Below are 12,688 nucleotides of genomic sequence, written 5' to 3'. Positions count from 1 at the left end.
TTAATAAAAAAAATAATACACGAGTTTCGCACAAAACTAATTTGGGTACGCTAATAAAATACGGATGTGCTCAGCAATAGCATTTTTGATTACATGCCAATTTTGTTGATAAAGAGTTATTTTTTCAGATATACAACGTTTATGTTGTTCAAACCACGCAGAAATAGCGAGAAATATATGATTTCTTTGCGCTCGGCTCGTGCAAGCCTGACAGCGTTCAATACCACAATTTTGTTTAACTTCTCGATGATAAACTTCAACAGACCAACGGGCATCCATGATAGATTTGACATATTCACGGGTGGGATTGTCTTTGTTTGTTACTCTGTAATCAATACGGCCGTTTTTGGCTGTAAATTTGAAAACAGTCACCCAACCGTAGCCTCGTAAGTGTATTGGAGTTCCTTCTCCTGAGATGTCTAACTTGTTCAGTTGTTTGTTATGGTTAACAATCCTGTTTTTCCTCAGCGTGGTTACCCAGACCCAACCATGAGAGCGAATTGATTTCAGATTATCCAGGCTAGAATACCAGGCATCCATCACTACCGCTTCTGGTATGATCCCTCTTTTTTTAGCAAGAGCGAGCATTTCGGAAAAGTGCGTGTTTTTTGTTTTTCCATCAGAATCTTTATCATAAACGATAATCAATAGGAATTGATTCAACAGTTGTTAGATTATGCCAACGTAAATTAACTAAACCTATGCCAGCAATAACATCATGTTCATTACCTGAATATTGATAATGGACCATCTCTATTTTTTTACTACGTGTTTTGGCAATCAATGTATCATCGGCAATTAGTACGCAAGGGCTTTTTTTGTCTATAGAAGGTTGAATTAATCGCCATAAGTCTTTAGGTCGAAATGTAGTGGTTGGCCACTAAGTTGAGGTAAGCATATCACATCAACTTAGGTGGCCAAATTTAGTATGCCACTACACTCACTGGCAAAAAAGCGGTAAACGTTTAGTCTCTTTTAGTTGGTTAACTATTTTGTTATTAAGTCTACAACCTCTCGCTGATAAATTACTACTATCGTCAGAAGGTGTGTTTAACAAACGCTATGAACTCTTGCACCCTAAAAAAGAAAACATCCAATATATACGTTGTACTTGGAAGGGGATTTACTTACAACCCTGATTGGCCGCCAAGCGCTAACCTTATTAATAATAGCCTGGCTAGAGTGACGGAAAGAATTCGCCTTTATTCTCAATATTCAAGGGCTAAATTAATGTTTACTGGCGGGCGCGGTAACAATTTAATTAGTAATGCTTAAGTGGCAGCAAAAGTCGCACTATCTTTAGGAGTACCAGAAACAGCCATAATTACCTTAAGCACCCCCAGAGATACCCAATAAGAAGCCTTCGAAGTAGAAAAAATCGTTGGCCAGCAACCTTTTCTATATTGGTGACTTCAGCTAACCATATGGCACGCGCTGAACGTTTCTTTATAGCTAGAAATATGCATCCCATTACAGCACCCGCCAACCAACTTGCCATTACCTCACCATTGCAATCCTGGGAAAAATTTTTCCCATCGATTTACTTTTTTCCCCACTCAGAACGCGCTTGGTATGAATTTATTGGCTCAATATGGCAGTCAATAAAAATTGACAATACCCAACCTCTAATGCTCAGTTCCAATGTAGTGGAATAGATAGTTTTTTATAATTGGTGACATCAGAATAATTTTAAGTAGGAAAAAATGCTTTCCGTACAGCATCGAGATCCTGCTGATTATCGACTCCAGGCCCTGGTGTTTTAACTGCCAGGGCAACATGAATTTTTTCGCCGTACCACAGTACACGCAATTGCTCAAGCATTTCTATCGTCTCTAACGGACTTATCGGCCATTGGATATAACGACGAATAAAACCGGCCCGATAAGCATAAATACCGATATGACGCAAAAAATGCTGGCCAATTTCCATTTTGCTAACGGCAAAGCGATCACGTTCCCAGGGAATAGCCGCTCTGGAAAAATATAAGGCATTGCTCTGTTTATCCGTCACGACTTTTACAATAGCCGGATCAAATACTTCGTGTGGATCGTTTATCGGTGCCGCTAATGTTGCCATGCCGACGTTATTTAGCATCAGATTGCTAGCTAATTGATTAATTATTTCTGGTGGGATTAAAGGTTCATCACCTTGTACATTGATAATAATTTCATCATCAGAAAATTTATATTTTTCAATAAGTTCTGCTAATCTTTCAGTGCCTGATTGGTGGCCAACGTTGGTCATGCAGACTTCTCCATTGGCCGCTTGCACCACATCAAATACGGCCTGATGATCAGTCGCCACAATAACTCGAGTCGCATCTGACATTAGCGCTCTTTCCATTACTCTAATAACCATAGGTTTGCCATGAATATCAGCTAACGGCTTGCCCTGTAAGCGATTAGAAGCAAAACGCGCCGGAATAATGACTGTGAACATGTTACTTTTCTTCATCTAAAGGCAACTCACGAGCTTCTTCTTTTAATAATACCGGTATGTTATTACGCACAGGATAAGCAAGATGATCAAATTTACAGATAAGCTCTAAATTTTGTTTATCATAGACTAGTTTGCCATGACAAATAGGACAAGCAATGATATCAAGTAGACGGTGATCCATATATTCCTCATCAAAAACGTAATTTAAGATGAAACCAGAATAGCATAAGCATGCATCACCGTTAACTTTAATATCTGCTCTAATGTGTATTTGTCAGTAATCTGACAAATTGGCAGTTAACATTAGGTTAAAATTCATAAGCGATAACATCAGCGGCAGCAATGCCATAAGCGTTACGCGTAACTGAAAATTCAACACACTGGCCTTCTTTAAGCAATTTATTTTTAGTGTTCGCAATAGCTCGACGATTAACATAGATATCTTGACCGCCATTCACTGGGGAGATAAATCCATAGCCTTCTTTTACATCAAACCATTTTACGCGACCCATTTGTAATTGTAATGTCATAATAAAACTCCTTTTGTTCACTAGGTGACAAAATTTCATTTTCTCCTAGTGTGCTCCCTACTCTTTTATTAAGCTTTCGATAGAAACCCCATTTTTTCTTTCACCAAATACCCTTAATGTCAGAGTAGTATTATTATATTAAAAAAACACCAACTCAGTAGTGTCTGTTGCTATTTAGGATCTGTTTAAACATCAAACAACATAACACAAGCCAAATTATTCATTACTAGAGTTTATCAATCAGATTTGATACTAAATAAAATTAAAGGATTTTGTATTAATGAAATAATAGCTGGCGTGGTATAATTGAAATGAAGTCACTACATTGCTAACTAGATTCCACTTATAGATAACATGATAATGTTATTATTTCAAGCGTTTTTACCAGACTTGACCAATTCACTAATGGCGGAAAGAGTTTTTCCTGCACCAGGCTGTGCAAGTTGGGCATTTACTGGCAGATACCACCAATTTAATTGAGCAAAATGAAAACATTTCACTGCGTCCTTTTCAGTCATTAATAATGTTTGATGTTCAGTCACTAAGGTTGTTAGTTTAGAAAACTCATAACACTGGTGATCAGCGAAAGCGTGTGTTGCAATTAATGGGACTCTTTTTTGTTCAAGGCTTGAAAAAAAACGTGCTGGGTGCCCAATTCCTGCAATGGCAACAACTTGCTCCAATTCACAGGCTGAGCGTTTTTCACCGGTCAACATATTGATAGCAATATCGCCTGCTAACTGCATGGCAATCTCCCCATACTTAGCGATACCACCGTTAGTAATAACAGCATTAACGGTATTCAAACGATATAGACACTCACGTAATGGACCAGCAGGCAGCAACCAACCATTGCCAAAACGACGGATACCGTCGATAACAACGATCTCAAAATCCCTTTGTAGTGCGTAATGCTGAAGACCATCATCAGCAATAATAACATCCAGTTTTTGTTGCTTGAGTAGCATCTTAACTGCGTCTACTCGTTTAGGGGCAACTGCCACTGGCACACCAGTTCGCCGATAAATCAACGCAGGTTCATCGCCGGTTTCTTTTATTGATATACTTTTATTAACTAATAGCGGATAAGAAGTTGCTTTACCGCCATATCCACGGGATACAACACCAACACGATAGCCTCGTGATAAAAGCTGCTCAACTAACCATATGACAACCGGCGTTTTACCATTACCGCCGGCAGTCAAATTACCCACAACGATAATAGGTATCGGCGCTTTCCAACTAGAGAAAATTGCCAAATGATAGCCAAGGCGTCTTAATCCAATAATCATGCCATATAATATCGACAACGGTAGTAGCAAAAGATATAGCCACGAACCACTTAACCATATTTTATCAATCATTGTTTAAATTGCATGCTATAAAGTTGAGCATATGCCCCATCGCACTTAAGCAGCGTTTGATGAGTACCTCGTTCAATAATTTTACCATCCTGAATAACTAAAATTTCATCTGCATTTTCTATTGTCGAAAGACGATGGGCAATAATAATCGAAGTCCGATTTTTTTGTAATTCGTCCAATGCTGCCTGAATCGCTCTCTCTGACTCAGTATCAAGCGCAGATGTAGCTTCATCAAGAATTAATATAGATGAGTTATGTAATAAAGCACGCGCAATCGCAATTCGTTGGCGCTGCCCACCAGAAAGCATTACACCATTTTCACCAATAACGGTATCTAGTCCATTATCCAGTTTTTGAATAAAGTCCATCGCATAAGCCATTTTAGCGGCTTTTTCGATCGCTTTTCGACTAAAACGACCATCGGTTGCGTAAGCAATATTATTGGCAATAGTATCATTAAAAAGATAGACATGCTGAGAAACGAGTGCGACTTGGTTACGTAGAGAGCTTAAAGTGTATTCACGTAAATCATGATCATCAAGCAGTATTTGACCTTCATTAACCTCATAAAAGCGGGTAATTAGATTCGCAATAGTCGATTTTCCTGAACCTGATCGTCCGACTAAGGCAATAGATTTTCCTGCCGGAATTTTAAAACAAATATCATGTAATGCAGGATGCTCTTTTGTTGCATACTTAAAGGTAACATGTTTAAACTCTATTTCACCTTTCGCTTTTTTTAAGGTTAATTTACCCTCGTCTTTTTCCTGCTCCATATCTAAAATGGTAAACAATGTCTGGCATGCGGCCATACCTCTTTGAAATTGTGCATTAACATTTGTTAATGACTTTAATGGGCGCATTAGTGCAAACATGGATGAAAAAACAACACCGATAGTGCCAGCTGTCAATGTTTGCATAACTTCAGGAAAACTCGCGATATAAAGCGTGAATGCTAATGCTAGAGAGGCTATCAGTTGGATAATAGGATCAGAGATAGAAGATGCCGTCACCATTTTCATCGTTTGCCGACGCATATGATTACTAACTTTGCTAAAACGCTCAGTTTCAACTTTTTGCCCACCAAAAATCAAAACTTCCTTATGGCCTTTTAACATCTGTTCCGCACTAGCAGTTACTTGTCCCATGCCAGTTTGCATACTTTTACTAATATTCCTAAAGTGTTTAGAAACCGAGCGAATGGTTAACGCAACAATAGGAGCAATAACAATTAATATTAGTGAAAGATGCCAACTGTAATAAAACATCAGCCCAAACAGGCCGATAATGTACGCGCTTTCTCGAACAATAGTGATTAAAGCGCTAGAGGAAGATGAAGCGACTTGTTCAGAATCATACGTTATGCGAGAAAGTAAAGTTCCTGCCGACTGCTGATCAAAAAAAGAAACCGGCATCTCCATCATATGGCCAAACAAACACCTACGCATATTCATTACGACTTTACCAGAAACCCAGGCAATACAATAATTGGAGATAAAACTCGATATCCCTCTTATCAGCATTAGCCCCAATATAGCAATGGGTAACCATTTTAGTGTGCAGTTATCAGCTTTACCAAAACCTTCATCAAGCAAAGGTTTTAATAAGGAGATCATGAATGCATCGCCGGCAGCGTTAATAATTAACGCAACAGCAGCTACACTTAATCCCAGTTTAAATGGCAAAATCATAGGCCATAGTCGGCGAAATGTTTGCCATGTAGAAAGATCTTTATCATTCATTATCATTGTCTTATTAAATACCCATAAAAATAAGCCGTTTATTTTACTTGAGAAATCTCTAAATACCAAACTGCTGATGATACCAGCGAGGATAAACTTCCTGTCTATAACGCATTATTTCAATTTTATCAAAATAGAACTACGCTATAATTTGCCCTGATTCCGCTGTACTCAGCCAATTTGCTCCTATACACGAGTTTCGCACCAATAAAAAAACGCTCTATTTTTAAGTTTAATTCAGCATAATATATGAATAGACAAAATCTTATAAATTAAAAGCAACTTATTGTAATTTAAACAAATTTATACGTTTTAGTAACTTGCAAGTTAACCATTGCTTTTAAGCCATTTCTGGAATTTTATATGCCTGTGTGAAACTCGTGCTATATTCTCATATCGTTGACGTACTTTATCAGAAGGTAAACGCCAACAGCTATAACGTGCAACAGAAGTAAGTGCATATTGCGGTTTAATTGCTTGAATAAACGCCATCGTTGACGAAGTATTACTACCATGATGAGGAACTTGTAATAAATTAGCCGGCAAATTTGCTATTGCTAGACGTACGAGTTTTTTCTCCGCTGCTTTTTCAATGTCGTCAGATAAAATAACCGAATGATAACCATCACTAATTTTTACTACACACGATTCATTATTATGTGATCTTTTTTGATCAACTATTGGCCACAATACTTCAAAATGTAATTTCTGCCATTGCCAATAAATACCTCGATGGCATGGAAAATGATTTTTTTTATCAAAGTGATTTCTGATCTTTAATCCAGGATAGGTTAATAATAAACTAGCTACCCCACCAGTGTGATCGATATGATTATGACTAAGTATAACGCCTTCAGGTGTTAAACGATGATATCGTAAATAAGGCAAAATAGTACTATTAGCAATACAGTTTTTCTTCCATGAAATACTGGTGTCATAAATTAACACTTTTTCCTGTCGCTCAATAATAATTGCTAATCCATGCCCCACATCTAACATAATCAATCGCCAAAGAACCAAATCGCTTTGTTTCAAGTTCGTGATTGACCAATAAATTAACAATATTATCAGTAATTTATACTGCACAAACCAACTAAACTGCCAACATAAAATAATAAGCCAACTAAGCCCGGTTATGATAATTGGAAGATGACCAGTATCAAGCCAGTAACGCTCAATGTGAGCCAGGGGCCATAATGCTAAACTAATACTTTTATCGATTATACCAAATAATAAATTTTGTACTGCGTACCAAAAAATACAAATATATTAAACCATAATTAACGGTATGGTTATAAATGAAATAATTGGCACAGCCCATAAATTAGCAAAAATACTAGTAATATTAACTCCTTGAAATAAAATCAATTGAATAGGAATTAATAGAATCAGCATACCTAATTGCAAATGAACCAATTTAACTATCCAACACGAGTTTCGCACAAAACTAATTTGGGTACGCTAATAAAACACGGATGTGCTCAGTAATGGCATTTTTGATTACGTCCCAATTTTAAGCGTGTTGCTTAATAGTGAAGTAAGGGTATTCGGTGATTGAAGTAAATTTTAGGCTGTTCTGAGATGGAAATTCCAAAGACCGGCACTAAGGAGTAAAAAGGTATCATCAATAAAGGGTCTACGATTCCGTAAAATTTGGGTCATACAACCGAGGCGCTTGATACCCGCGATGGCGTGTTCAACCGTAATACGGATGCCCGAGATTATTTTATTTTCTTGTTTTTGTTCAGGCGATAAAGGTCTTTTTCGAGTTCCTTTTTTTGGGATTTGTGTATTAGGATGCTGTTTATTATCTATACCTTGAAAACCGGTATCGGCCCAGATGGTTACCTCAGGGGGAATATGGCGAATTATATCGACTTTATCGAGTAAGCGTTTATCGTGACGGCGCCCATTTTTGATCATGGGGATAAATCCAATTTTCCTCGTTTCGTCAGTCATAATAAGCCCTTTTCGAGTGGTCTGTCTTTTCTTTCCCGAATACATTTTTTTTCGCCGACGCAGATTCTTAGGCTTTTGGACAGGTCGCTCTGTCCCATCAATAAAGACGTCTTTAACTCCAGGAAAGGCGCGAAAAAATTCCTCAGCAGAGCGAATTTGACGAGCGGGCAAAACACATTCTCGCCCCAAGGTCATCTCTAAAACCGGCAATAATATTTTTACCCAGCGACATACCCGTGTTCTATCTAAACCAAAAAGAAGTCCTTGCAAATCATAGGTCGGATAACATTTTAAATACAATAAAATAAAAAGCAGTTTATCTAATGGGGTTGGGATAAATCCTTTCTGCCCTGCACCCATCTGCCGCTCGTGATCTTTTCGATTCTTTTTCCGATAAATCAAATAACAAGCTGAAAATTCAGCGGCTAAATTTTTCAATTCTTCGACTGATAATCCAATGATTGCTTTACATAAACGATTATCTCGTAACAACCGCTCTTTGTTGATCTTTTCAAACCGTTATTTTCTAAGTTAAACCTCTTTTTATTGTCTATAGCGTGACAAAAAATGCAAGTCTCTATTCAGCAACTATTTTAAAGTTCAGTAAGATTTTCCATAATTGTTTAACAATACTCTACGCTTTAACCAGATTGTTTGAGTATTTTAACGAAATATGCGCATTCAACTATTTGAATAACAAGACTTTCACTTTATTTCTTATCCCGAACTCAGGTTAATTAAATGTTTTATAACAATTAAGAAGAGGTTTTAATAATTCAAAAAAATTGTATAGCTAGGCGACTTAATTTTGATTACAAGGTGTGTTATGAGTTATACAATTGATTTTCGACGTAAAGTAATATCTGTAAGGAAAGCCGAAGGTTTAACAATTCGAGAAACTGCGAAACAATTCCGTATTGGAAAAGCGTCTTTAGTACGTTGGCTTAAACGACCAGAGCCAAAAAATTCAACGCCACGTAAGAGGAAGCTCGATAAAAATGCTTTAGCAAAAGATGTGGAACAGTATCCAGATGCTTACCAAAAGGAACGGGCAGAGCGATTCGGTGTTTGTAAAAAGACTATTTGGCAATCCCTTAAAAAGCTGGGATTAACCTATAAAAAAAACTCTATTCCATCCAAAAACCAACGAAAGCGACAGGCTGGCACATCAGCAAAAAAGACAACAGTATGAAAAAAAAGATAAATCTGTTGTTTTTATTGATGAAAGTGGTTTTTCACATGACACTCCACGAACTCACGGCTATTCCCCAAAAGGTCACCGTTGTTTTGGCCTGAAAAACTGGGGTGCTAAGGGAAGAACAAATGTTATTGGCGCTTTATTGGGAACAACCCTTTTTGCTATCGGATTATTTGATTGCAGTATTAATCGTGATGTTTTTTATGTTTGGATCACAAAAATATTGCTCCCAGAACTTCCTGAAAATTCTGTTATTTTTATGGACAACGCTAGCTTTCACAAAGGTAAGAATATTGAACAGGCAATTATAAACGCAGGACACCAGATAGAATATTTGCCTGTGTATTCACCAGATTTAAATCCTATAGAACATAAATGGTCTCAAGCTAAACGTAAAAAGATGGAAACAGGATGCACTATCGATGACCTGTTTTTAATACATATGCTGTAATCAAAATTAAGTCGCCTAGCTATATTGGAAAAATTGACCTGAGTGCGGCAATGAAAAATGGCGCCTTAATTAAGACACCATCTTAAGAGAATAAATAAATTAAATTTGTTAATATTTATGCATAAATATTAACGCGATCACGTAATTTTTTACCCGGCTTGAAGTGAGGAACATGTTTTCCTTTCAAATCAACTTTATCACCCGTTTTCGGATTACGGCCGATGCGCGGTGCACGGTAATGAAGAGAAAAACTGCCGAATCCGCGGATCTCAATACGCTCTCCCTTAGCAAGTGTTATTGCCATATAATCAAGCATTTCTTTCACAGCTTCTTTAATAAGTTTTGCTGGTATATGAGCTAATTGGTTAATAAGTCTTTCAATTAATTCAGACTTGGTCATAGTACCTCCCCTAAACTACAGTTACGGGGCAACAAAATGTTGCCCTATGATTAAACTTAATTATTCGCCTTTCGCTGCTTTGAACGCTTCTGCCATCGCATTATTGGCAAAATTAGTATCTTCCTGTTTGTTCACAGAAGCAATGGCATCTTTTTCATCTGCTTCATCTTTTGCACGAACAGACAAGGTAATGATACGGTTTTTGCGATCAACACCAGTATATTTAGCTTTAACTGTATCGCCAACGTTCAATACTTGAGTAATATCTTCCACGCGATCACGTGAAGCTTCAGATGCACGTAAGTGACCTTCAACACCAGCAGCCAACTCAATCGTTGCTCCTTTCGCATCAACAGCCACTACTTTACCGGTAACGATAACACCTTTCTTATGAGCAGACAGATAGTTATTAAATGGATCTTCCGCTAACTGTTTAATACCCAAAGAAATACGTTCACGTTCAGCGTCAACTTGCAATACAACTGCAGCGATTTCATCGCCTTTTTTGTATTCACGAACCGCTTCTTCACCTGCAACATTCCAAGAAATATCAGACAGATGAACTAAACCATCAATACCACCTTCTAAACCTATGAAGATACCAAAATCAGTAATAGATTTTATTTTACCTTCTACCCGATCATTCTTATTGTGTGTTTCTGCAAATTGCTGCCATGGATTTGGTTTACACTGTTTCAAACCTAATGAGATACGACGACGCTCTTCGTCAATATCCAGAACCATAACTTCAACAACATCACCCACATTAACAACTTTAGATGGATGGATATTTTTATTAGTCCAATCCATTTCGGAAACGTGTACTAAACCTTCAACACCTTCCTCAATTTCAACAAAGCAGCCATAATCAGTAAGATTAGTGACTCGCCCTGTCAACTTAGTGCCTTCTGGATAACGCTTAGCAATAGCTACCCATGGATCTTCTCCAAGCTGTTTCAGGCCTAAAGAAACACGTGTACGATCACGATCAAACTTCAATACTTTAACATTGATTTCATCACCAACATTAACAATTTCACTTGGGTGTTTAACACGTTTCCAAGCCATGTCAGTAATGTGTAATAAGCCATCAACACCGCCCAGATCAACGAATGCACCATAGTCAGTTAAGTTCTTAACAATCCCCTTAACTTCCATGCCTTCCTGCAAGTTTTCCAGTAACTGATCACGTTCTGCACTGCTTTCAGACTCAATCACAGCACGACGCGAAACAACAACGTTATTGCGTTTCTGATCCAGTTTGATAACTTTGAACTCAAGCTCTTTACCTTCCAGGTGAGTTGTGTCACGAACTGGGCGAACATCAACCAATGAACCGGGTAAAAATGCACGAATTCCTTTTAATTCTACTGTGAAACCACCTTTCACTTTGCCATTGATAATGCCCATAACTGTTTCGGCATCTTCATAGGCTTTTTCTAGCATCAACCAAGCTTCATGACGTTTCGCTTTTTCGCGAGACAGGATAGTTTCACCGAAACCATCTTCTACTGCATCTAAAGCAACATCGATTTCATCACCAACCTGAATTTCTAGCTCACCTTGCACATTTTTAAATTGTTCTACTGGGATCGCTGATTCTGATTTCAGACCGGCATCAACTAACACGACATCTTTGTCGATAGCAACAACAACACCACGAACAATAGCCCCTGGACGGGTTTCGATACTCTGTAAAGATTCTTCAAAGAGTTGAGCAAAAGATTCTGTCATAGTAAGATCTTCAAAAATTTTAATTTTAACTGCCATTCAACATCCTGCCAAATGGGGTTATTTTACATACCTCGCAACACTCCTTGTTACAAAGCTTTACTTAACTGAACACAAACAAACTAAGCTACACCAAATAGGTGTATTAACTTATTATATGTCAATATTGAGCATATTATATAAATAATATTTGCTTTTTTTTCACATAAGCAAGTACTTGCTCGATGACCCCTTCAATAGATAACTTTGTAGAATCCAGGATCAACGCATCTTTTGCAGGTACCAATGGCGCAATTAACCTATTGCAATCACGATAATCACGCTCTTTAATATCAGTTAAAAGATCGCTTAATTTAACATCAAAGCCCTTTTCCTGCAACTGTTGCATTCGTCTACAAGCACGCTCTTCAGGTGTAGCATCAAGAAAAATCTTTACCGGTGCGTCTGGGAAAACCACCGTTCCCATGTCACGACCATCAGCAATCAAACCCGGTTTAGTGCGAAATGCTCTTTGCCGACGCAATAATGCTTCTCTAACGCGAGGAAAAGTTGCGCTAAGAGATGCCGTATTAGCAACAACTTCGCTACGAATTGCATTACTAACATCCTCCCCCTCAAGCATAACAGATAATTCGTTTTCTCTTGGTTCAAAACGGACATCAAGATTAGCCGCTAATGGAACTAATGCTTCTTCAGACTTAATATCAACATGATGATGTAATGCTGCTAAAGCCAGAACACGGTAAATGGCGCCAGAATCAAGTAACTGCCAGCCCAGTTTATTTGCCAATGCCTGACATAATGTACCTTTACCTGCGCCACTTGGACCATCAACTGTGATAACGGGAGGTAAAACCACCATTATACTCCTCCT

General features: G+C 37.9%; 14 protein-coding genes and 1 pseudogene. 3 read left to right on the top strand and 12 right to left on the bottom strand.

Features of this window, described 5'->3' with window-relative positions; translation table 11 throughout:
• Nucleotides 1-36: 36 nt before the first annotated feature.
• Nucleotides 37-865, bottom strand: a pseudogene (locus tag AYJ55_RS07665) (IS701 family transposase); the annotation flags it as partial.
• A gap of 430 nt (nucleotides 866-1,295) precedes the next feature.
• Here AYJ55_RS07665 and AYJ55_RS36640 point away from each other — a divergent pair.
• Complete coding sequence (locus AYJ55_RS36640; RefSeq protein ID WP_483771131.1) at nucleotides 1,296-1,655, top strand: hypothetical protein; 360 nt, start codon at nucleotides 1,296-1,298, stop codon at nucleotides 1,653-1,655.
• Nucleotides 1,656-1,689: 34 nt separating this feature from the next.
• On the opposite strand, the gene kdsB is transcribed toward AYJ55_RS36640, so the two are convergent.
• The 8 genes from kdsB to AYJ55_RS07630 all read right to left on the bottom strand — a co-directional run bounded on the left by kdsB (nucleotide 1,690) and on the right by AYJ55_RS07630 (nucleotide 8,526).
• Entirely contained in the window at nucleotides 1,690-2,439 is a 750-nt protein-coding gene (kdsB, locus tag AYJ55_RS07660; RefSeq protein ID WP_063655476.1) for a 3-deoxy-manno-octulosonate cytidylyltransferase, read from the bottom strand.
• A 1-nt stretch (nucleotide 2,440) separates the two neighbouring features.
• Complete coding sequence (locus AYJ55_RS07655) at nucleotides 2,441-2,620, bottom strand: Trm112 family protein (RefSeq protein ID WP_032116333.1); 180 nt, start codon at nucleotides 2,618-2,620, stop codon at nucleotides 2,441-2,443.
• A 127-nt stretch (nucleotides 2,621-2,747) separates the two neighbouring features.
• Entirely contained in the window at nucleotides 2,748-2,969 is a 222-nt protein-coding gene (locus AYJ55_RS07650) for a cold-shock protein (protein WP_063655327.1), read from the bottom strand.
• 371 nt (nucleotides 2,970-3,340) lie between these two features.
• On the bottom strand, nucleotides 3,341-4,333 hold the full coding sequence (gene lpxK / locus AYJ55_RS07645) for a tetraacyldisaccharide 4'-kinase (protein WP_063655325.1): 993 nt from the start codon (nucleotides 4,331-4,333) through the stop codon (nucleotides 3,341-3,343).
• Nucleotides 4,330-6,078 (bottom strand): lipid A ABC transporter ATP-binding protein/permease MsbA, encoded by a 1,749-nt coding sequence (gene msbA / locus AYJ55_RS07640; protein WP_187153205.1) that lies wholly within the window; start codon nucleotides 6,076-6,078, stop codon nucleotides 4,330-4,332. Before msbA ends, lpxK begins: the two co-directional genes overlap by 4 nt.
• Before the next feature lie 324 nt (nucleotides 6,079-6,402).
• Entirely contained in the window at nucleotides 6,403-7,284 is an 882-nt protein-coding gene (locus AYJ55_RS07635) for a DNA internalization-related competence protein ComEC/Rec2 (RefSeq protein ID WP_281181109.1), read from the bottom strand.
• A gap of 60 nt (nucleotides 7,285-7,344) precedes the next feature.
• Nucleotides 7,345-7,518 (bottom strand): ComEC/Rec2 family competence protein, encoded by a 174-nt coding sequence (locus tag AYJ55_RS35690; protein ID WP_187153201.1) that lies wholly within the window; start codon nucleotides 7,516-7,518, stop codon nucleotides 7,345-7,347.
• Nucleotides 7,519-7,641: 123 nt separating this feature from the next.
• Nucleotides 7,642-8,526, bottom strand: a complete 885-nt coding sequence (locus AYJ55_RS07630; RefSeq protein ID WP_063655319.1) for a transposase family protein — start codon at nucleotides 8,524-8,526, stop codon at nucleotides 7,642-7,644.
• A 334-nt stretch (nucleotides 8,527-8,860) separates the two neighbouring features.
• On the opposite strand from AYJ55_RS07630, the gene AYJ55_RS07625 reads away from it, so the two are divergent.
• Both AYJ55_RS07625 and AYJ55_RS07620 read left to right on the top strand, forming a co-directional pair.
• Nucleotides 8,861-9,226 (top strand): IS630 transposase-related protein, encoded by a 366-nt coding sequence (locus tag AYJ55_RS07625; protein ID WP_063653415.1) that lies wholly within the window; start codon nucleotides 8,861-8,863, stop codon nucleotides 9,224-9,226.
• Nucleotides 9,150-9,683: an IS630 family transposase gene (locus tag AYJ55_RS07620; RefSeq protein WP_342668152.1), complete on the top strand. Its 534-nt coding sequence runs from the start codon at nucleotides 9,150-9,152 to the stop codon at nucleotides 9,681-9,683. Before AYJ55_RS07625 ends, AYJ55_RS07620 begins: the two co-directional genes overlap by 77 nt.
• A gap of 115 nt (nucleotides 9,684-9,798) precedes the next feature.
• Here AYJ55_RS07620 and ihfB read toward each other — a convergent pair whose 3' ends face one another.
• The 3 genes from ihfB to cmk form a co-directional block, all read right to left on the bottom strand.
• A complete protein-coding gene (gene ihfB, locus AYJ55_RS07615) occupies nucleotides 9,799-10,083 on the bottom strand; it encodes an integration host factor subunit beta (protein ID WP_063655315.1) in 285 nt (94 codons plus the stop codon).
• A 60-nt stretch (nucleotides 10,084-10,143) separates the two neighbouring features.
• Nucleotides 10,144-11,817 (bottom strand): 30S ribosomal protein S1, encoded by a 1,674-nt coding sequence (gene rpsA, locus AYJ55_RS07610; RefSeq protein WP_063655474.1) that lies wholly within the window; start codon nucleotides 11,815-11,817, stop codon nucleotides 10,144-10,146.
• Between the two features lie 172 nt (nucleotides 11,818-11,989).
• A complete protein-coding gene (cmk, locus tag AYJ55_RS07605; RefSeq protein WP_063655313.1) occupies nucleotides 11,990-12,676 on the bottom strand; it encodes a (d)CMP kinase in 687 nt (228 codons plus the stop codon).
• Between the last annotated feature and the right edge of the window lie 12 nt (nucleotides 12,677-12,688).

Origin of the sequence: Candidatus Arsenophonus triatominarum (genome assembly GCF_001640365.1) — a bacterium.
Classification (GTDB): domain Bacteria; phylum Pseudomonadota; class Gammaproteobacteria; order Enterobacterales; family Enterobacteriaceae; genus Arsenophonus; species Arsenophonus triatominarum.
Note: the sequence above shows the minus strand (reverse complement) of the source record. Positions and strands in the feature narration are given on the sequence as shown.

What these genes read in the sequence shown, in the direction of transcription:
- ihfB (WP_063655315.1), bottom strand. Translation starts at nt 10,083, where the DNA reads ATGACCAAGTCTGAATTAATTGAAAGACTTATTAACCAATTAGCTCAT.
- AYJ55_RS07655 (WP_032116333.1), bottom strand. Translation starts at nt 2,620, where the DNA reads ATGGATCACCGTCTACTTGATATCATTGCTTGTCCTATTTGTCATGGC.
- kdsB (WP_063655476.1), bottom strand. Translation starts at nt 2,439, where the DNA reads ATGTTCACAGTCATTATTCCGGCGCGTTTTGCTTCTAATCGCTTACAG.
- AYJ55_RS07625 (WP_063653415.1), top strand. Translation starts at nt 8,861, where the DNA reads ATGAGTTATACAATTGATTTTCGACGTAAAGTAATATCTGTAAGGAAA.
- cmk (WP_063655313.1), bottom strand. Translation starts at nt 12,676, where the DNA reads ATGGTGGTTTTACCTCCCGTTATCACAGTTGATGGTCCAAGTGGCGCA.
- lpxK (WP_063655325.1), bottom strand. Translation starts at nt 4,333, where the DNA reads ATGATTGATAAAATATGGTTAAGTGGTTCGTGGCTATATCTTTTGCTA.
- AYJ55_RS07650 (WP_063655327.1), bottom strand. Translation starts at nt 2,969, where the DNA reads ATGACATTACAATTACAAATGGGTCGCGTAAAATGGTTTGATGTAAAA.
- rpsA (WP_063655474.1), bottom strand. Translation starts at nt 11,817, where the DNA reads ATGACAGAATCTTTTGCTCAACTCTTTGAAGAATCTTTACAGAGTATC.